At 60.1% G+C, this 16,161-nt stretch carries 18 protein-coding genes and 1 pseudogene; 10 read left to right on the forward strand and 9 right to left on the reverse strand.

The annotated features are described in order from the left end of the window. Positions 1–67: 67 nt before the first annotated feature. From mobF to ABDK75_RS16280, 3 genes are read right to left on the reverse strand one after another with little or no spacing between them, the layout of a single operon-like run. Positions 68–3,241, reverse strand: coding sequence for a MobF family relaxase (gene mobF / locus ABDK75_RS16270; protein ID WP_346006429.1), 3,174 nt, complete (start codon positions 3,239–3,241; stop codon positions 68–70). Continuing rightward, the gene (locus ABDK75_RS16275) at positions 3,238–3,588 is read right to left on the reverse strand and encodes a hypothetical protein (protein ID WP_346006430.1); all 351 of its coding nucleotides are present in this window, start codon (positions 3,586–3,588) and stop codon (positions 3,238–3,240) included. Before ABDK75_RS16275 ends, mobF begins: the two co-directional genes overlap by 4 nt. A gap of 10 nt (positions 3,589–3,598) precedes the next feature. Then, the gene (locus tag ABDK75_RS16280) at positions 3,599–4,360 is read right to left on the reverse strand and encodes a Bro-N domain-containing protein (RefSeq protein WP_346006431.1); all 762 of its coding nucleotides are present in this window, start codon (positions 4,358–4,360) and stop codon (positions 3,599–3,601) included. Positions 4,361–4,795: 435 nt separating this feature from the next. Between ABDK75_RS16280 and ABDK75_RS16285 the strand changes: the two genes are divergently transcribed. From ABDK75_RS16285 to ABDK75_RS16305, 5 genes are all read left to right on the forward strand, one after another. Beyond that, positions 4,796–5,350 carry a hypothetical protein gene (locus tag ABDK75_RS16285; protein WP_346006432.1) on the forward strand — a complete coding sequence of 185 codons (555 nt, stop codon included), beginning with the start codon at positions 4,796–4,798 and terminating at the stop codon, positions 5,348–5,350. 116 nt (positions 5,351–5,466) lie between these two features. Further along, the gene (locus ABDK75_RS16290; protein ID WP_061498316.1) at positions 5,467–6,309 is read left to right on the forward strand and encodes a hypothetical protein; all 843 of its coding nucleotides are present in this window, start codon (positions 5,467–5,469) and stop codon (positions 6,307–6,309) included. Continuing rightward, the gene (locus tag ABDK75_RS16295) at positions 6,309–6,875 is read left to right on the forward strand and encodes a hypothetical protein (protein WP_346006433.1); all 567 of its coding nucleotides are present in this window, start codon (positions 6,309–6,311) and stop codon (positions 6,873–6,875) included. Before ABDK75_RS16290 ends, ABDK75_RS16295 begins: the two co-directional genes overlap by 1 nt. 108 nt (positions 6,876–6,983) lie before the next feature. After that, complete coding sequence (locus ABDK75_RS16300) at positions 6,984–7,787, forward strand: hypothetical protein (protein WP_346006434.1); 804 nt, start codon at positions 6,984–6,986, stop codon at positions 7,785–7,787. A gap of 35 nt (positions 7,788–7,822) precedes the next feature. Then, positions 7,823–8,218, forward strand: coding sequence for a hypothetical protein (locus tag ABDK75_RS16305; protein ID WP_061507385.1), 396 nt, complete (start codon positions 7,823–7,825; stop codon positions 8,216–8,218). An 83-nt stretch (positions 8,219–8,301) separates the two neighbouring features. On the opposite strand, the gene ABDK75_RS16310 is transcribed toward ABDK75_RS16305, so the two are convergent. Then, entirely contained in the window at positions 8,302–8,580 is a 279-nt protein-coding gene (locus ABDK75_RS16310) for a hypothetical protein (RefSeq protein ID WP_225198652.1), read from the reverse strand. A 9-nt stretch (positions 8,581–8,589) separates the two neighbouring features. Here ABDK75_RS16310 and ABDK75_RS16315 point away from each other — a divergent pair, with 9 nt between their 5' ends. The 3 genes from ABDK75_RS16315 (at position 8,590) to ABDK75_RS16325 (ending at position 11,447) form a co-directional block, all read left to right on the forward strand. Next, complete coding sequence (locus ABDK75_RS16315; protein ID WP_346006435.1) at positions 8,590–8,922, forward strand: hypothetical protein; 333 nt, start codon at positions 8,590–8,592, stop codon at positions 8,920–8,922. A 7-nt stretch (positions 8,923–8,929) separates the two neighbouring features. Continuing rightward, a complete protein-coding gene (locus ABDK75_RS16320) occupies positions 8,930–10,405 on the forward strand; it encodes a Fic family protein (protein ID WP_346006436.1) in 1,476 nt (491 codons plus the stop codon). Between the two features lie 853 nt (positions 10,406–11,258). Continuing rightward, the gene (locus ABDK75_RS16325) at positions 11,259–11,447 is read left to right on the forward strand and encodes a hypothetical protein (protein ID WP_346006437.1); all 189 of its coding nucleotides are present in this window, start codon (positions 11,259–11,261) and stop codon (positions 11,445–11,447) included. 203 nt (positions 11,448–11,650) lie between these two features. Here the strand turns inward: ABDK75_RS16325 and ABDK75_RS16330 are convergent, their stop codons facing one another. The 5 genes and pseudogenes from ABDK75_RS16330 to ssb all read right to left on the reverse strand — a co-directional run bounded on the left by ABDK75_RS16330 (position 11,651) and on the right by ssb (position 14,334). Then, positions 11,651–12,319 carry a hypothetical protein gene (locus ABDK75_RS16330; protein WP_062028005.1) on the reverse strand — a complete coding sequence of 223 codons (669 nt, stop codon included), beginning with the start codon at positions 12,317–12,319 and terminating at the stop codon, positions 11,651–11,653. Between the two features lie 709 nt (positions 12,320–13,028). Next, the gene (locus tag ABDK75_RS16335) at positions 13,029–13,262 is read right to left on the reverse strand and encodes a hypothetical protein (protein WP_194255952.1); all 234 of its coding nucleotides are present in this window, start codon (positions 13,260–13,262) and stop codon (positions 13,029–13,031) included. A gap of 152 nt (positions 13,263–13,414) precedes the next feature. Next, a complete protein-coding gene (locus tag ABDK75_RS16340; protein ID WP_255494207.1) occupies positions 13,415–13,540 on the reverse strand; it encodes a hypothetical protein in 126 nt (41 codons plus the stop codon). Beyond that, complete coding sequence (locus tag ABDK75_RS16345) at positions 13,533–13,811, reverse strand: hypothetical protein (RefSeq protein WP_194255953.1); 279 nt, start codon at positions 13,809–13,811, stop codon at positions 13,533–13,535. Before ABDK75_RS16345 ends, ABDK75_RS16340 begins: the two co-directional genes overlap by 8 nt. Positions 13,812–13,838: 27 nt before the next feature. Further along, positions 13,839–14,334, reverse strand: a pseudogene (gene ssb, locus ABDK75_RS16350) (single-stranded DNA-binding protein). Between the two features lie 224 nt (positions 14,335–14,558). Here ssb and ABDK75_RS16355 point away from each other — a divergent pair. After that, the gene (locus ABDK75_RS16355; RefSeq protein ID WP_155723042.1) at positions 14,559–14,726 is read left to right on the forward strand and encodes a hypothetical protein; all 168 of its coding nucleotides are present in this window, start codon (positions 14,559–14,561) and stop codon (positions 14,724–14,726) included. A gap of 392 nt (positions 14,727–15,118) precedes the next feature. Beyond that, entirely contained in the window at positions 15,119–16,153 is a 1,035-nt protein-coding gene (locus tag ABDK75_RS16360) for an IS110 family transposase (RefSeq protein WP_081109610.1), read from the forward strand. The last annotated feature ends 8 nt before the right edge of the window (positions 16,154–16,161 follow it).

Genomic DNA, 16,161 nt, shown 5'->3' on the forward strand with positions numbered 1-16,161 from the left:
GATGGCCGTTGAGGGTCGTTGCGAACGGCTACCCGAAAGCCGTCATCACATGACAGCCGGGGTCAACTCAGATCGCTGGCGAGGCAGCCTTGGCCATCGTGATTCGGCTCTCGCGAAGCGCCTGCTCTGCGTGCGACACAGAGGCACTGCTCTGCGCCAGAAGCTCTTCTATCTGCCGGTCCAATTCCTTCAGCTTCAGCGGCGCGGTCTTTTCCAAAGTGATCGCCTGCACACGGTTGGCCACCTCGCGCCCATAGTCCCGGCCATCCTGCGCCATTTCTTCCTGCATCTTGCCGAGACGGATCAGCTCCTGAACGTGCTTTTCCCGTTCCTCCTGCGACGTGAAGGGCAGATCCATGCCAAGCGCCTTATAGGGCTTATTGGACATACCCTTGGCCACATGATTCCACAGATCGTCGCTGGTGATCTCCGTCGTATCGCCGAGCGCGCGCCCGTTGCGCACCGCCTCAAACGTCGCGCCGTCTGAGATCATGGTCCAGGTGGTGCCCTTGGCCCGGCTTTCGGCCACGTAGGATGTAAACCCGGTTGCCGTCGCCACGCCTCGCGGGAGTGCGTTGATATGTTCGTCTGAGGTAAGGCCCTGGGCGGCATCAATGGTCATGGCATGACCGAAGCCTAGCAGGATCCGGCCGGTCTTGTGGTCCTTCAGCCGACGCCACTCAACATCTGCCTCCCGCCCGTCCTTCATCCGGACTTTCAGGCCATCCTTGCCGTGCGAGACAACCTCCACGACATCCCCATTATTGCCAACGGTGGTCCCTGTCCCTTCGACCACCCCCCAGGTGCGCCGGAACAGGCGCAGCTTATCGCCGGCAGCGACCTGAAGCTCATAGGTTTCGCCACGCTGATCGACCGCATCCAGCGTCACTTCATCCCGGGAAATCTCGCCACGGTTCTGCAGGATCCTGCGCACAGCGCGGCTGAGGTCGGCCGCGTCCTGGTTGGTCAGGGCCGACATGCTGATCCCGCGCTTTGATCCGGACGCGGCCAGAGCGTCGCGGCGCGTGACATAAAGCTCGGCAATCTTTTGCAGAACCTCATCCTGATCGCCGCCGACTAGCCGGATCGTGCCGTCCTCGCGCTTCATGTCGATAGCGCGGCGGACTTCCTCAAAGTGAAAGGCGTTGCGGGGATCATCCCAGTTTTCCTGATCCCGGTTGGCGTAGGCGGCCTTCCCTTTGGGGCGACGCGCCTCCAGTGCATCCGCACTCGGCTTCTCGCCACGGAACAGTCCGGCGATCTCACGATTGCGCGCAGTGGTCTGGCGAACCGTTGACAGCAGTTCCGGCATGTCTTCCTTGGCCAGCACCCTGCGCAGGATCTCGACGGTATCACCGGCCTCAATGGACTGCGCCTGCTCCCGATCGCCCAGGGCCTTGATGGTACAGCCGCTCGTGCGTTGCAGCTCCAGAAGCTGAAGCATCTGGCGCGGTGCGATCTGGCCGACCTCGTCAATGACCAGAACCGTGTTCTCGTCCACGGTCTGCTCGCCTTTCTCAAGGCGGCTGAGGAAGGGCATCATGGCGTAGCGCTGATGGATCCCGGCATCACCAAGCGCATCGGCCTGACGCCAGGCCGTCGCAAGACCGATCATCTCACGGCCCTTCTCCGAGAACCGGGTATCCCGCTTCCAGGCATCCACGAGTGGCTGAAGCAGCGTTGTCTTGCCGGAGCCGGCAACACCCGTGAGCATCGAAATCTTTCCGGCCTTCCCGAGGGCGTAGATTGCCGCCTTCTGGGACTGGCCGTGTTCGTTGTCGAAATCGAGGTCGCATCGCGCGATGGCCTCTGTGAGTTGGGCGTCCGAAAGGGAAGCAGTGCGATCCGCCGAGGCCCGAACGGCCTCCTTGGCGAGGGTCTCCTCGACACGGATCTGGGCCGTGTTGGTGACGCGCATCCGGTCATTCTTCACGCACGACACAAGGCTCACCTGTTCGCCCCGAACCTCAAGGCCTTTGTCCTCGATCAGTTTGACGACCTGGTCGATGTCTTCAATGCCCCCGGGGATGCCCGCTCCAATGAGGCCGCGAGCGGCGTACATCCTCAGCTTGTCATGATCGAGAACGGCCGCCGTCTCAAACTCCTTGCCGAGATGCTTGGCCGCAAACGCGTAGGCCTGCTCATGCCGGTCCGCGACAGATAATTCCGTGGCCTCAGCCGTGCCCATGACGCTGTGATGCTCCCAGCCAATCGCAGCGGCGCGTTCGCGCCAGGCCTGAACGTCGTCAGCGGATTCATTCTTCTTCTGCCTGTGCGCCAAACTGGCGGCCTTGAGCATCTTGTTCTTCAGCTCGGCCGTCATGGTGTTCCAGTCGTGCCCCTCCTTCTCGGCATAGGCCCGAGCGGATCGCGTCACCTCGGCCGTGCGGCTGGAAAAAGCGTCACAGGCCTCCTGCGGAACGGCGGAGATAACGGTTGCCTGCTCCTTGGCGTCGTAGGACTGCGCGATCCCGAGTTTGCGCAGCTCATCCGCCAGTTCCGCCTGAAAGAAGGCTCCGAACTCATGCACGCGAGAGCGCAGGCGCTTCGTGTCCAGCGAGCCCACATGGCCGCTGTCGGTGACAACGACATTGTAGAGTGAATTATGGATGTGCATCTGCGGATCGCCCCCGGTCGGGGCCTCACGCAGATAGGTGGTATCGGTCTCGGCATCATGCAGGGTCAGGGTCGGGCGCGACGTGCGGTGACGGTAGGACGTCCAGGCGACCTCCCCGGCTTCTTCTCCGTCTTCCCCGCCATGGCCGCGTCGGGCAAAGCCCAGCTCACGGGCCACATACTGCATGGTCGCGTCATTGGCCCGCTGCACTGCGTTCCAGATCGCGGCCCCCTCGGCCTGTGTTGGCGCAAACTCGGCAGCCAGCGTGACCGATTTATGCGGGGCCATGGTCAGGTCGTAGGCGCTGATCTTCCGCTTGGCCTGAGACCATTGCTCGCCATTGTCGGCGCGCTTGCCTTCAAACAGGGCCGCAAGTGTTTCGGTCGTCGGCATGGCACGCCGATCCACGCCGAGCACGTCCGCCATCTTCTGGCTCATACCCGGATTGAAAGAGGCCCGGCCATCCCGGCCGAGATAGTAGTTCGTGAGGCGTTGACCATCTCCGTCAGGCACCTTGCCGGTGTCCGTGCGAAAATCGTGCTCCGGATCTGGCGCGCCCTCGGTGAAGTAGGCGGCGACGAACCGGCCGTTGCACTCCGCCGAGATCTTGCGGAAGGTCATCATGACGGGTGGCCGTCCTCTGCTTTCGGGCGAACCTTGCGGCCTTCAAGCAGATCGTTGTTGCGGGCGGTCGTATGGTCGATGCGCCTGATGACCGGCTCCTGATCCTTCATCAGCTCGACCAGGCGCGCGAGAATGTCGTCCAGTGTCGGGCCGTCCCCCTTCTCCGAGGGGGTCAGAAGCTCAATGAGGATACTCAGCTTTTCGCTGATGAACCGGATCTCCTCTCCCTGCTCGTCAGAGCGCGTGAGAAGATGCTCAAGAAGCTCCCGGTCCGAAATATCGGTCTCAGGAGCGCGGTCGGGGGTCTGGGTCTGATCTGTCATGAGGGCAGGATAGAAAGCCCTCATGCGACTGAGATCATTTCGTCGTAGCCTTCGCTAGCGCCAAGGCTTTGTTTTCCGAAGCCCGTTGGACCCATTGTGCGTATCGCGCGCTAATCGAGATGGCATGGTCTAGCTGCTGAAAGCCTTCGTCAGAAAGCAACGTCTCAGCCAGCATCGCCACCTCTGTGCGATGCGCTCGCCACAGAGAACCCACTAGCTTGGTAGAGTTCACGAGAGTCTGTAGGTCAGCTTGCTCATAATCTAACAGAACCTCTTCCATATCACGCGCCTCAACATGCAGAGGCCGACCCGGCAGACTCAGAACCATATACCGCCCTGGCAACTGACGCATTTCCTTTAGGCGTGTGAGGTCGGCAGGATCCATTGACTGAGCTTCCGCTATCGGGAGCTTCACCCCTGGCCGCGCATAAAACCCGTTTCGTCTGATGCTCGGGAGAACCTCTTTGGTCACACGCCGTCGAAACGTGACCGCAAGAGGAAGCTGGGACTTGACCAGAAAGTGGTACAGACCGCTCTCGCTAACCATAACCTGATCCTGCACGCCGCTCTCAGAAGGCAGCGCGACTACCTGCCGCTCATCATCGTCCAAACCCCGCGCCGCGCGCGTAGGTGAAGAATGACCGATGGCACGGCAGATGTCCGTCATACGAAACCAAGCCTCTCCGTCCTTTACGAAGGTCGCGTAATCGACACCATTGAAGTCGAATAGCCCGCCAGATTTGAAGCTGGGATCTACGAGGCGCGTGGACTTCTGAAGGCGCTTTTTGGTGGCCATGCTTGTCTCCTGATGAGGCAGCCCCCTCACTGTGAGGTGGGCTTCTCTTCCTCTTTCGGACGCCATAGTGCGGGGCCATTCTGCGACTTAACGCAACGGATCGTTCGTGGTGGGGGGGGTGACAGATTGTCACACCCCCCCCTCTCCTTCCGCCTAGCGGCGGCGCAGCCGTCCGCACCAACGGTGCAATGGTCTATGAAGAAGCTCTTTTCTTTGCCTCATAGTTGCCTCGTTAATTCTCAATCTCGCCTCGTAGCCGCCTCGTGAAAGCCTCGAAATCGCTTCGTAGATGCCTCGTAGTCGCCTCCATAACGCCTCGAACTTGACACGGAGATGCCTCGCCTGCGAAAGAGGTTCGATACACCAGAGGCCGTGAAAACGGCGCAGCGTGAGAGGTGTGTCCGAAATGGACACAAAGCGGGGGCGAAAGTGAGCATGTCCAAGGCACTGAGAGAGATCCAGGAGGCACACAAGACACGCCCCGCTCAGCCGCATTCGAAAGCCGTCTATCAGTGGTTGAGAAAAAATCAGGACATCGTGTCTGAACTTCGCGATGCGAAGATCGCCACCTGGGAGATGATCGCCAAAGCTGCGAGAAAAGATGGTGTGGAGGTCGAGCTCTCTCCGGTTGGACTTGGGGCCATCAGGAAAATGTGGTCCCGCCTCAAGAGCGAGCGAGAGAGAATCACAGTCGGAAAACCTGCAAACGACATACCCGATCAGACGCCAGAACCGCCGAGCCGAACCCCGGCAGACTGGCGGCCTGCCGCTGTAGAAGAGTATTACGCGGAACGTGAGGAAAGACCCGTCGCGCCACGACCTGCCGACACGCCACGGGTGCCCGCCATTTCAGTCGCCGTAACGCCATCGCCCTCCAGAGACGCCGACCCGCATACGAACATTTCTGCTGAGGGCCGCCAGTCTCTGGAACACATCAGGGCAAAGCTTCGGGCACGTAAGGAAGAGAAGAGAAGGCTCACGCCAGACTGATTTTTTTTTTGCGCGGCAGGGTTAAGTCGCAGACTGGCCCCGCACTATGGCGTCCGAAAGAGGAAGAGAAGCCCACCTCACAGTGAGGGGGCTGCCTCATCAGGAGCCGACCATCCATGACCAAGGATATTGCCGCCAAAACCGCTACGAGCGCTGCCGACCAGAAGGCAGCCCCCAAGCGCAAGCCGGTTATTTTTACGATCATTGGCCGTCAGCGGGTCGGGAAAACGACCCTGCTCAACGCTCTGGCCCAGACGATCCACGAGCAGGGCGGCACACCCGAGATCTGGAACACCGATCTGCTGAACCGGTCGCACTCCATTTCCAGTTTCCATGATGCGAAAAGCCCCACAGGCGGCGACACGAAACGTCAGCGGAAATGGCTGGAAGAGAAGATCCAGTCTCTCATGGAAAGTCGCCATGACGCCATTCTCGACATCGGCGGCGGATGGACAGCGCTGCATGAGTTAATCAGCACGGAATCACTGACACGCGCCCTCGATATGATGGGCATCACGCTCTCAGTGGCTTTCCTCATCGGCCATGAACGCGCAGATCTCGATTATCTGGAAGACCTCCAGACGAACAAGAAGTTCTCTCCCCGGAACGCCGCAGTCATTCTCAACGAAGGCCTCATTCCTCCTTCCCTGGACGTGGACGATGTCTTCGAAGAGGTTGCCATTCACCCTGCGGTTGTAGAGGCCATGGACAACGGCGCAAAGCTCGTCCTCTATCCGGCTGCCGAGCCCATGAAGGACGTCTGTGACCGAACGCTCACGTTCCGTGCGTATGCCGAGGGCGAGCAAAAGGACGGATTCCCGACCAGTTCGATTTTCGACCGTCTCGCGATTGACCGCTGGTACCGCCGCGATTTCCCTGTCTTCCTGCGAGAACTAGGCGCGCCTCGCCTGCCGGACATGCCTAAGGGCCTCCCGGTTCCGGCCGAAAGTGACGTGTAATGTCTGATGGCCTTACCCAGAGGATTTCCGACTGTCAGGCCAGATTTGAAAGCTCACTGGATGCGCTGCGCGAGCAGACGCATCGTTGGACGCTCCGGCCCCGTTCACCTGAGGCCAAGGTTCTGGATGGCCTCATGATCCTGATGGAGATGAACAATCTTCATCAGGCCCTCCTTCTCAAGGATCGTGAACACTCGGAGGCCGCGCATAGAGCGCTGTTTCAAGAGGCCGAGACACGAATGGAGCAGTGCGTTGCCAAGTGCGAGAGCCTGCTGGATCAATGCACACGCTCGGCAACAGAGGAGGTTATTGAGGTCAGGCGGGCTCTTCATGAAGGCGTGGCAGCCTCTCGCCAGCTCCAGAAGATTGACGAAAAGACCGTCAAGGCAAAGGTCGCGGAAGTCCTGGGCACCGTCAAAGCCGAAATCGCCGAAAGCATGAAAGCGCAGATCGTGATGGCGGGCACTCGTGTCCGACGGGACGAAATCAGCAAGCGGGCAGGATGGTTCGCCACCATGATCGTGGGCGGAACCGTCTTCGGAATTATTCTCGATCACCTGATTTAGGTGTGTCCGAAACGGACACACCACCTCGGGACAAGATGCGCTGTTCAGACAATACTCCAAGTCGCAGACTACGGGCGGATACTGACCACCCCAACACAGGAGTGCTCAATGCCGCCGCCCTTCAAACAATCCTTTTTGATTACAGGTCTGGCTTTCTCGGCCGGACTTGGCCTCAGCGGTTCGTGCCAGGCGCAGTCGATTGACGTGCCGAACGGCCTGCCGGAAGTCCCGCATGTCGTCTATCCGGAAGTTGGCCTGCCGAACTTCACGGTACCAGCCGGGACTGTCCAGCAGATCGGCGGGGACGGGAAAGTGATTCAGACCACGCAGCCCGTCTCAACCGGATCGGATTCATTGCAAACGCTCTATAGCCGCTCATGGGGCTATCAGGCCGCTGACAACGCATCTTCCCTCGGCGTTAATCCGGCTGCTCTGGCGGCGACGTGTCAGGTAGAATCCGGCTGTCAGAATGTCTATACGGCCACCGGGTCCGGACACACCATCACAGGCGCGTTTCAGATGGCAAATGGCACTTACAGCGAGGAAATGAGCAAGGCTCTGGCATCGAACCCCGGCCTCGCGAGTACCATTACATCAGGAACGGCAGGGCAGCAGGACCCAGCCACACAGGCGGTCGCAGCGGCTCAGTATATGAAAGAGGAAGCTATGACCTTGCAGGCGCAAGGAATTAGCAATCCGACCGCGCTGGATACGAGAGCGATGTATAATTTTGGAAGTCATGCTGGGGCTCAAGTCGCACAAGCCGATGATAGCGCGATGATGTCAGATTTCATTTCCTCGACCGCCATGAGCAACAACAACATCTCGTCAGGAACCACCGTCGGCGAGTGGCGGCAGAGCACGGCGAACAAGATGGGGACCGGGGCAAGTGCTCCCGTACTCCAGAGTTAAGTGACAGAAGACAGAGAACTGGATACCCAATCACTATGAAACATAAACTTCTCGCTCTGGCAGTCTTGGCGGCGTCTTATTCCTTCAGCGCTTCCGCATCGCCGAACAAGCCTGTCAGCCCCCTATCCGGCTATAAGTGCCTGACTCTCAACGCGACAGATGCGCAGATGATGGATCCGAACTTCTCCATCCCATTCCGCCAAAACCCGTCCGACCAGTCACCTGTAGTGGCCCCGGCAACCACGCTCGTTCCTGTGAACACAGCCGTCGAGCCTGTTAACGGTTACTATCAGACGGTGAACCTAGCGCGGAAGACCATGTGGATCTCGGCCAAGTGGTTGCAGCCCTATTCTAATGTTCATCCTGGCCGGACTTGCACGCCATACGTCATGACCAACGGAAGCGTTGGCTTCGTCTTCGCAAACAAATAAAAAAGGCAGCCTCCGGGCTGCCTTTTTCGTATCCCCTGAGCCTGGACGTGGAGACACCGGAAGCCACCACGTCGCGGGCAATGTCACCCGGCTTTGCGGATCTCGGCGAGAATGGGATCGGCCTTTCTCTGCCGGGGACAGGGATGGGCCACATGGGCCGCTTCCAGATCCAGTAGCCACAAAGACAGATCAGCCGGAAGAGAGGACGTGCCCTCCAGGCAGCGCCGGAACTGGTTGCGGTGCATGTCGCATTTCTCGGCGGCCTGACGCTCGGACCACCCGATCCGGAACAGGGCAAGAGACAGGCGCGGCCCGGTCAGGTGCTTCGGGCGGCTATCGAGAGGGGAAAGGCTCTTCGTCATAAGAGCATCGTGCCGCCGCGTTCTGCGACTGAGCGTAAAAAATCGCTCCTTCAAAATACGCATCCAGAGAGGCCGCGAAGCCCGGAAAACCTTGCCATTCCGGGAAAAAACCGCTATTTTCTTCCTATGAGTTCAGCCAAAACCCTCTTCGCTCCGACGCCTTTTTCCGGCCTTTCGGATGAAGAGCGCGCGCGCCGTCAGGATGCGGTCGAATGGACCCTCGCGGCCCAGAGACGGCAGGGCTACACGCATGATCCCCTTATCGAGGATGCCTGCCAGTCGTTCGTCGCGGGACAGATCGACCTCGCCGAACTGGGGCGGAGACTGAATCCCGCCCTCTGACGCGTTAATGCCTCCTGCCCACGGCTACACCTACCCGAATGTCTCGGATGATCCTGACCAGACGGACGTTCTGCGAAATCGTCTCGGCCTGCGCCGCCATTCCGAGCTTCACCCCGAAGAGTACCGCCGCACCAGTCACAGGATTCTGGAAATCCGGATGGGTCTGGGGCCGTCCGGCTCTTTCGATGCCGACCACCTGAAGGCCATCCATCGGCATATCTTTCAGGACGTCTATGAGTGGGCCGGTCACATGCGCCACGAAAGGCCGGTCGTGGACGGAGCACGGGTCGAACCGATCGGCTCCATGCGGAAAGGGTCAACAACCTTCCTCCCCGGCTCCCATATCGTCATGGGGCTAAACGAGGCCTTCAAGCCCATCCGCAACCCGGATGTGCTGAAGAACTCCACGCCGGAGCAGTTCGCGGCCGTCGCCGGAAAGGTTCTAAACGAACTCAATTATGTCCACCCGTACAGGGAGGGCAACGGCCGAACGCAGGACGCGTTCATCGCGGAACTCGGCCGTCATTACGGGCATAACGTGGACCTTTCCGTCATCACAAGAGCCCGCATGGTGTCCGCGTCCATTGCCGGCACGCAGGATCCGGATCACCCTGCTATGGCGGCCTTGCTGACAGATGCCACCGATCCCGCCCGCGCGCGTGCTCTGAAAGAGCTGATGCAGGACATGGGCTCTGGCCCTGCCGCAAGGCCGCTGGATGACCTCGTCATCCGCACGGCCGCACCTGGGGAAACGGTCTCGGGGATCTTCAAGACACGGACCAGCCTCTCCGGTGCGTTTGAAACGCCTGACGGGATCGTGGCGGTGCCTGTCGCGGATCTGCGAAACGCTGTCCGACAGGATGGCGGATACACTGTCATCGTGCAGTCCGATTTTTTGACGGCCTCTGCTGCTCCAACGCTTCGGCCCGTGCCGCGTCCGGTCATTCCGGCTGTCTTCGGGCCTGCGGAAGAGAAGCGCGAAAGGGCGCTCCTGGCGCAGGCCAAGGAAGAAGGCCGCAAGGCCGCCGCCTCTCTTCATGCGTTCTGGTCGGCCCCGCCGTCCCTCGTCTGCCGCGACATCGAGGCCGCGATCCGCCAGGAGGGCGGCGATGCAGCACAGGCCTTCACCGGCATGAAGACCGGAGGCCGTCATGCGGCGCTCGGGAAAGAGATCGAAAAAGAACTGCGCCACAATCCCACCTTCGCGCGCGAGCTGGGCAAGGTGCAGAAGGACATGGCTGCCTATGGCGACAGTCGGGAAAAGGTCCTTGCGTTTGGCGCCGCTCACGGTCGGGAAACAGACATCCTGACAGACCTGGCCGGGACGGATCGGGAGATCGCCCGCCATGCCAGCCGGACTCCCACCTCTGAACCGGGCCGCGCCCTGATCCAGACCCTGACCGGCCAGCCAGCCCTGACCGCCACAACGGCCCCGGCAGGCCGCCTGTCTCTTTCGTCCGCCCGGACACCCGGCCCCGGCTGATCGCCCCCTGTTTTCCTAGACCCATCCTGCCCGTGCGGCGAGCACACTGACGGCGACGAGAGAGAAAGGGAGGTGGCGTTTTCCTGAGCCCATCCTGCCACTGGCCAAGACGGGCGACGGGACAGACCGTCAAGCCCGGAGCGTCCTGAGCAAGGGGGGCAGGTTTGCGGCTGATGCGGGGTCGCGTGCGGCCCTGCAGCAGACGCGGGCCTGACACCTGCCGCCGAGGGTCGCGCAGTGGCTTTACGGACTGGCACGGCGACTGTCAGACTGAACGCTGGATGCGAGGCCGCCGTCGTGGAACGTGCCTCCCCGGCCGGTCCGCAGGACTGGCCGGGGAGGTTGAGGAGCCGTCTCACGAACAGATCACCCAGACCAGGACCGTCCGTTCAGAGAAAAGAATGCGGGTGAACCGTTACCCGGAAGGGCCGAGACGCAGGGGCCAGACGCCCGACCAAGGGCGGCTGGACCCTGTGGCTCGGTGGAGCTTGGCGACGCAGGAGCCTAGCGGAATAGGGTGAACGAACCCGTCAGGGCCGCCCCGATCCTTCTTTCACTTCTGGCTCGGGAAATTAACTTCGGACAGAGTTTTCAGTCGCAAACTGCTCTCGCATGATTCTTTCGACGCCACAGAACCGAACTGCGCCCCGAACGGGCCGGTGTTTTGCGTCTGGAGATCGAGACGATGCCTCACTTTCCCACCGTATGGCCTTATTTTACAGCCCTTTTCGTGGTTCAGATTCTATTCAAGACTGCCGTCTCGGCGACGCAAGACGGTTCTGAAAGCGGTTAAGGCGCAACTTCCCTCGTTCACTCACTGACAAGAGCCGTCTTCGACACGGCCATGGGATGGGTGAGACGCAGCACGCGCTATGGTCTCTTTCTCGCTGTCCCTCTGACAGCGCTGCTTGGAGCGATGGCGCTTGGAGCGGCGCTAATGGGCCATGAAAAGGAAGGCATGACCTGCCTTGAGGCTGCGTTCATTTCCGGCATGACTGGATGGTTTTTGGATCTGCTATCGAACGCGATTGAGGATTACTGAAACGGGCACGCTCCTGGCGCAGCCCCCCTGTGGGGGGCGAGCATTGGGGGCAAAACACTTCGCGCCGATGAGGCGCGTCCGCCTTCCTGGAAAAAACGACGGGAGAATGAAAAGGGCGGACGGGAGAAGAGGCCGAGGGCAACGCCGAGGCCGTCAGCGCGGCCCCGGTGAGTGGCCGGACCTGCTGGCCCGGCCTGTGGGGGTTAGAGAACGGCCCCCCATTGTGCGGCGCGGACGTTCTCGGTGAGGCTGCGGGCGTTGTCCTTGACGTAAGGCTTCCAGTCTTCCCCGATCAGTTCGCGGTAGGCGTCACATGCGCCCTGAGCCATGACGGCGAGCGCGTAAGCCTTAGGGGCCTGCTGTGCAGCGAAACGGACGGCCCGATCTACGCGGTTTTCCCCGCCGTCGATGCCTTGGCGGTCTTCGTCGCGGCTTTCGTTGCTGAAAGAGTTCTGTTCGTCGCGGGCAATCTGGCGCTTGTTCTCATAGAAGTTGGCGGCACCATAGGCAGAGCGGATCAGGCCGTCCACGATGCGGCCAAGGTGCATTTCCATGGCCTTGAAATTGCGCTCGCCCCGGAAGTCGGTGACGACAAGCACATCCTCAAGAAGCGTGTACTGGTCGCGGATCATGCTGAGACCGGCCCCCATCAGCTCGTCATAGTCGCCAGCCTCGAAACCGAAATGCTGAACGATAGCGGCGATCTTGTCATCGTTGGGGGCAAGGCGCATGACGTCTGCCAGCGTGGGAGCGGCAATGGCCTTGGTGCGCTCGCGGGCTTCGTTGAAACGGCGGACGGCCGCGGGGCTGGCCTTGTTTGCAGCCTTGCGGTTCTGGGCCTTCGGTGCGATTGTGGTTGCTGCGTCGGACATGAAAGTAACCTTTTCTAGTCTAGCGAAGTCCCGTCCGGTGCTCGTAACACCGTTCGGGGCGCTTTGTCTTGAGGGCCAATCCCTCTCGACAAGTAAAAGATAGCCTTTTTGGCTTTTTCCTACAAGAGAAAAAACGCAGAAAAGCGCCATAAAACGCGATTTATTTTTGCATGACAAGTAAAAAGATTTCTTGATTACTTCATGAATACCTGTCGTTTTCCTAGACCCATCCTGCCCGTGCGGCGAGCACACTGACGGCGACGAGAGTGGAACGACGGTGGCGTTTTCCTGAGCCCATCCTGCCACCGGCCAAGACGGGCGACGGGACCGGCCGTCAAGCCCGCAGCGTCCCGAGCAAGGGGGGCAGGTTTGCGGCTGATGCGGGGTCGCGTGCGGCCCTGCAGCAGACGCGGGCCTGACACCTGCCGCCGAGGGTCGCGCAGTGGCTTTACGGACTGGCACGGCGACTGTCAGACTGAACGCTGGATGCGAGGCCGCCGTCGTGGAACGTGCCTCCCCGGACGGTCCGCAGGACTGGCCGGGGAGGTTGAGGAGCCGTCTCACGAACCGATCACCCACACCAGGACCGTCCGTCATCGGAAAAGAATGCGGGTGAACCGTTACCCGAAAGGGCCGAGACGCAGGGGCCAGACGCCCGATCAAGGGCGGCTGGCCCGTGTGGCTCGGTGGAGCTTGGCGACGCAGGAGCCTAGCGGAATAGGGTGAACGAACCCGTCAGGGCCGCCCCGATCCTTCTTTTGCTTTTTCTACTGACGGCCTGATTTCTGCGTGAAGAGTCCCGCGTGAGGAAGAACGCGGCAAACCCGACGGCAAGCACGAGCAGACCTCCCTTGATGGGATGCAGAAAGCCCTGCCAGATCAGAAGAAGAATGGCGAGCTGGATACTCAGCGCACCGATGCGGATGACTGTTTGTCGTGACATGGGGCCAGTCTAGTCTTTTTCTCTGTCCTGGCGCAGCCCCCCCTGTGGGGGGCGAGCATTGGGGGCAAGACACTTCGCGCCGACGAGGCGCGCCCGCCTGACTGAACCGGGCGAGCGGACAAAAAAAGCGGCCCGGAGGCCGCCTGTCGGTGTCAATGGTGGGACGTTCGCAGCTTTGCCAGCCGGGACGCGATGGGTCCGATCGCAAGCCCCAGACCGATGGTGAAAGCAGCGGCAGGAAGAAGAATAAACAGGATACTCTGGGTTACGTTATCCATTGGTTTTCGCCTCCGTCTTGTCCTCAGGATAGGGGATATACGCCAGAAAAGTCAAAGAAATTGCCTCAAGGACGGCTCCCAGAAAAAAGCAGGTGACGGCACGCATGGAGGTCAACGGTCCTGTCCCGGAGATGAGTGGGGTCACGATGCCGAGCCCCCACGCGCTGAGGGCGAATGTCTGAAGGACGCTGGCAATCGCCTTATAGCGGTCTTCCTTGTGTTTGGAGCGCTGCGGCGGGGGCAGCAGCGCCATGAGGCGGTCTTTGTTCATCTGGCGCTAGGCTCCTTTTTCCCAGCGTCAAAACGGCACGTCATCGTCAAGATCGTTCCCTGCGGGCGCATCCCAGCCGCCATTGCGGTTTCCGTTGCCAGACGATCCACCTGACCGGCCGCCACTGCTTCCACCAGCAAAGCCGCCCTCGCCTTCATCGCTGTTGCCCCGGTTGCTGTCGATCAGCACCAGCTCACCCCGGAAACGGTCAATAACAACCTCTGTGGTGTAGTGCTCCTGACCGTCCTGACCGGTCCATTTACGGGTGCGAAGTTCGCCTTCGAGATAGACCTTGCGGCCTTTGCGGAGGAAGCGTTCTGCGACGTCCCCCAGACGCTCATTGAAAATGACGACACGGTGCCATTCGTGTGCGCTCACGGCGTTCGCCGCTCTGGCGGTCATTCCAAGTCTCAGACGTGGCGAGTGTAAAGCTCACGACCTTGGACCCGGACTGCATATTGCGGACTTCCGGGTCTTTACCAAGGTTGCCAACGAGAATGACTTTGTTAACGGAACCAGCCATGAGAGCCTCCAAGAATTAGGGAACGTATCGACTGGACTTGTTCGGCGTTATTGCCTCTGTCCATGAATAGATAATAGGTTTTTACTTGGTGCCAGTCAACGAAAAACGGCAGAAAACCGCCATTTCCGAGGAAATAAAGCCCAAGAAAAAGCTGTTTTACTTGTTGATTACTCAATGAATATTTGATGTTTTCCTAGACCCATCCTGCCCGTGCGGCGAGCACATTGACGGCGACGAGAGTGGAAGGGCTGCGTCGTTTTCCTGAGCCCATCCTGCCACCGGCCAAGACGGGCGACGGGACAGGCCGTCAGGCCCGGAGCGTCCTGAGCAAGGGTGGCTGGCCTGCGGCTGATGCGGGGTCGCGTGCGGCCCTGCAGCAGATGCGGGCCTGACACCCGCCGCCGAGGGATGTGCAGTGGCTTTACGGACTGGCACGACGACTGTCAGACTGAACGCTGGATGCGAGGACGCTGCCGTGGAACGTGCCTCCCCGGACGGTCCGCAGGACTGGCCGGGGAGGTTGAGGAGCCGTCTCACGAACAGATCACCCAGACCAGGACCGTCCGTCTCCACAAAACCCGGGGCAATTCAAAGAACGCGGGTGAACCGTTACCCGGACGGGCCGAGACGCAGGGGCCAGACGCCCGGTTGAGGGCGGCTGGACCCTGTGGCTCGGTCGAACTTGGCGACGCAGGAGCCTAGTGAGATTGATGCGGTGAACGGCCTCTATGCCTCACTTCAGTGCTAGGGTGTCGTTGCCAGTCAGGGCATCCGGAGAAGAACAATGACAGACATTGCAGTTATCGGTCTTGATCTCGCCAAATCTGTTTTCCAAATCCATGCTGTCAATCAGCAGGGATTGCCTGTCCTCAAGCGCCAACTCCGACGCGGCGAGCTCCTGAAGTTTTTCCAGAAACTTTCGCCATGCCTCATTGGCATGGAAGCGTGCGGCTCAGCCCATTACTGGGCACGCGAGTTTGAAGCTCTAGGACATACCGTCCGACTGATGCCACCCAGCTACGTCAAACCTTATCTCAAACGCGGTAAAACCGATGCTCGCGATGCCGAAGCCATCTGTGAAGCCGTCACACGACCGACCATGCAGTTCGTTCCTGTCAAATCTGTAGAGCAACAGTCTGTCCTGATGCTGCACAGCAGTCGCGATTTACTGGTGAAGCAGAAAACCATGCTCATCAATGCTCTGCGAGGACATTTGAGTGAAATCGGTATCATTGCTCCTAAAGGTGTTGTCGGCGCCAAGTCTCTCGGAGGCCTCGTCCATGAAAATCAGGATGCATGGCCAGATGAAATGCGAACCGTTGCACATGCCTTTCTGGATCAGCTTCGCATGATACAGACCCAGATTGAGAAGCTGGATGACAAAATTCTGCAATGGCATCGTAACAGCGAAAGCAGTATGCGGCTTGCCACTGTCCCAGGGATCGGTCCGGTTGTCGCGAGTGCGATTGCAGCGTCTGTTCCTGACCCAAAGCTTTTTCGGTCGGGAAGACATTTCGCTGCATGGCTTGGTTTGACACCGCGTGTTCATGGCTCGGGTGGCAAAGATACGCTCGGGCGCATCACCAAGGCCGGTAACGGCTATATTCGCAGATTACTTGTCGTCGGCGTTACTTCCCTGCTGCGCATAGACCGCAAGAAAACGCCCACTCATCTCTGGGGTCAGATGCTCCGGGAGAAAAAGCCCGGACGCGTTGTCGCTGTCGCATTGGCGAACAAGACAGCACGAATTGCATGGGCCCTTATGAGCCGCGGCGAGACATATAATGGCACTGCGGCAGCCCTATCTGCTGTTTGCTAGGACGAGAG

The sequence above is a fragment of the Gluconobacter sp. OJA genome (assembly GCF_039638325.1).
Classification (GTDB): domain Bacteria; phylum Pseudomonadota; class Alphaproteobacteria; order Acetobacterales; family Acetobacteraceae; genus Gluconobacter; species Gluconobacter cerinus.

Bases quoted from the DNA above. Each gene is read 5' to 3' on its own strand.
- mobF (WP_346006429.1), bottom strand. From the start codon at position 3,241: ATGATGACCTTCCGCAAGATCTCGGCGGAGTGCAACGGCCGGTTCGTC.
- ABDK75_RS16275 (WP_346006430.1), bottom strand. From the start codon at position 3,588: ATGAGGGCTTTCTATCCTGCCCTCATGACAGATCAGACCCAGACCCCC.
- ABDK75_RS16280 (WP_346006431.1), bottom strand. From the start codon at position 4,360: ATGGCCACCAAAAAGCGCCTTCAGAAGTCCACGCGCCTCGTAGATCCC.
- ABDK75_RS16285 (WP_346006432.1), top strand. From the start codon at position 4,796: ATGTCCAAGGCACTGAGAGAGATCCAGGAGGCACACAAGACACGCCCC.
- ABDK75_RS16290 (WP_061498316.1), top strand. From the start codon at position 5,467: ATGACCAAGGATATTGCCGCCAAAACCGCTACGAGCGCTGCCGACCAG.
- ABDK75_RS16295 (WP_346006433.1), top strand. From the start codon at position 6,309: ATGTCTGATGGCCTTACCCAGAGGATTTCCGACTGTCAGGCCAGATTT.
- ABDK75_RS16300 (WP_346006434.1), top strand. From the start codon at position 6,984: ATGCCGCCGCCCTTCAAACAATCCTTTTTGATTACAGGTCTGGCTTTC.
- ABDK75_RS16305 (WP_061507385.1), top strand. From the start codon at position 7,823: ATGAAACATAAACTTCTCGCTCTGGCAGTCTTGGCGGCGTCTTATTCC.
- ABDK75_RS16310 (WP_225198652.1), bottom strand. From the start codon at position 8,580: ATGACGAAGAGCCTTTCCCCTCTCGATAGCCGCCCGAAGCACCTGACC.
- ABDK75_RS16320 (WP_346006436.1), top strand. From the start codon at position 8,930: ATGCCTCCTGCCCACGGCTACACCTACCCGAATGTCTCGGATGATCCT.
- ABDK75_RS16330 (WP_062028005.1), bottom strand. From the start codon at position 12,319: ATGTCCGACGCAGCAACCACAATCGCACCGAAGGCCCAGAACCGCAAG.
- ABDK75_RS16335 (WP_194255952.1), bottom strand. From the start codon at position 13,262: ATGTCACGACAAACAGTCATCCGCATCGGTGCGCTGAGTATCCAGCTC.
- ABDK75_RS16340 (WP_255494207.1), bottom strand. From the start codon at position 13,540: ATGGATAACGTAACCCAGAGTATCCTGTTTATTCTTCTTCCTGCCGCT.
- ABDK75_RS16345 (WP_194255953.1), bottom strand. From the start codon at position 13,811: ATGAACAAAGACCGCCTCATGGCGCTGCTGCCCCCGCCGCAGCGCTCC.
- ABDK75_RS16360 (WP_081109610.1), top strand. From the start codon at position 15,119: ATGACAGACATTGCAGTTATCGGTCTTGATCTCGCCAAATCTGTTTTC.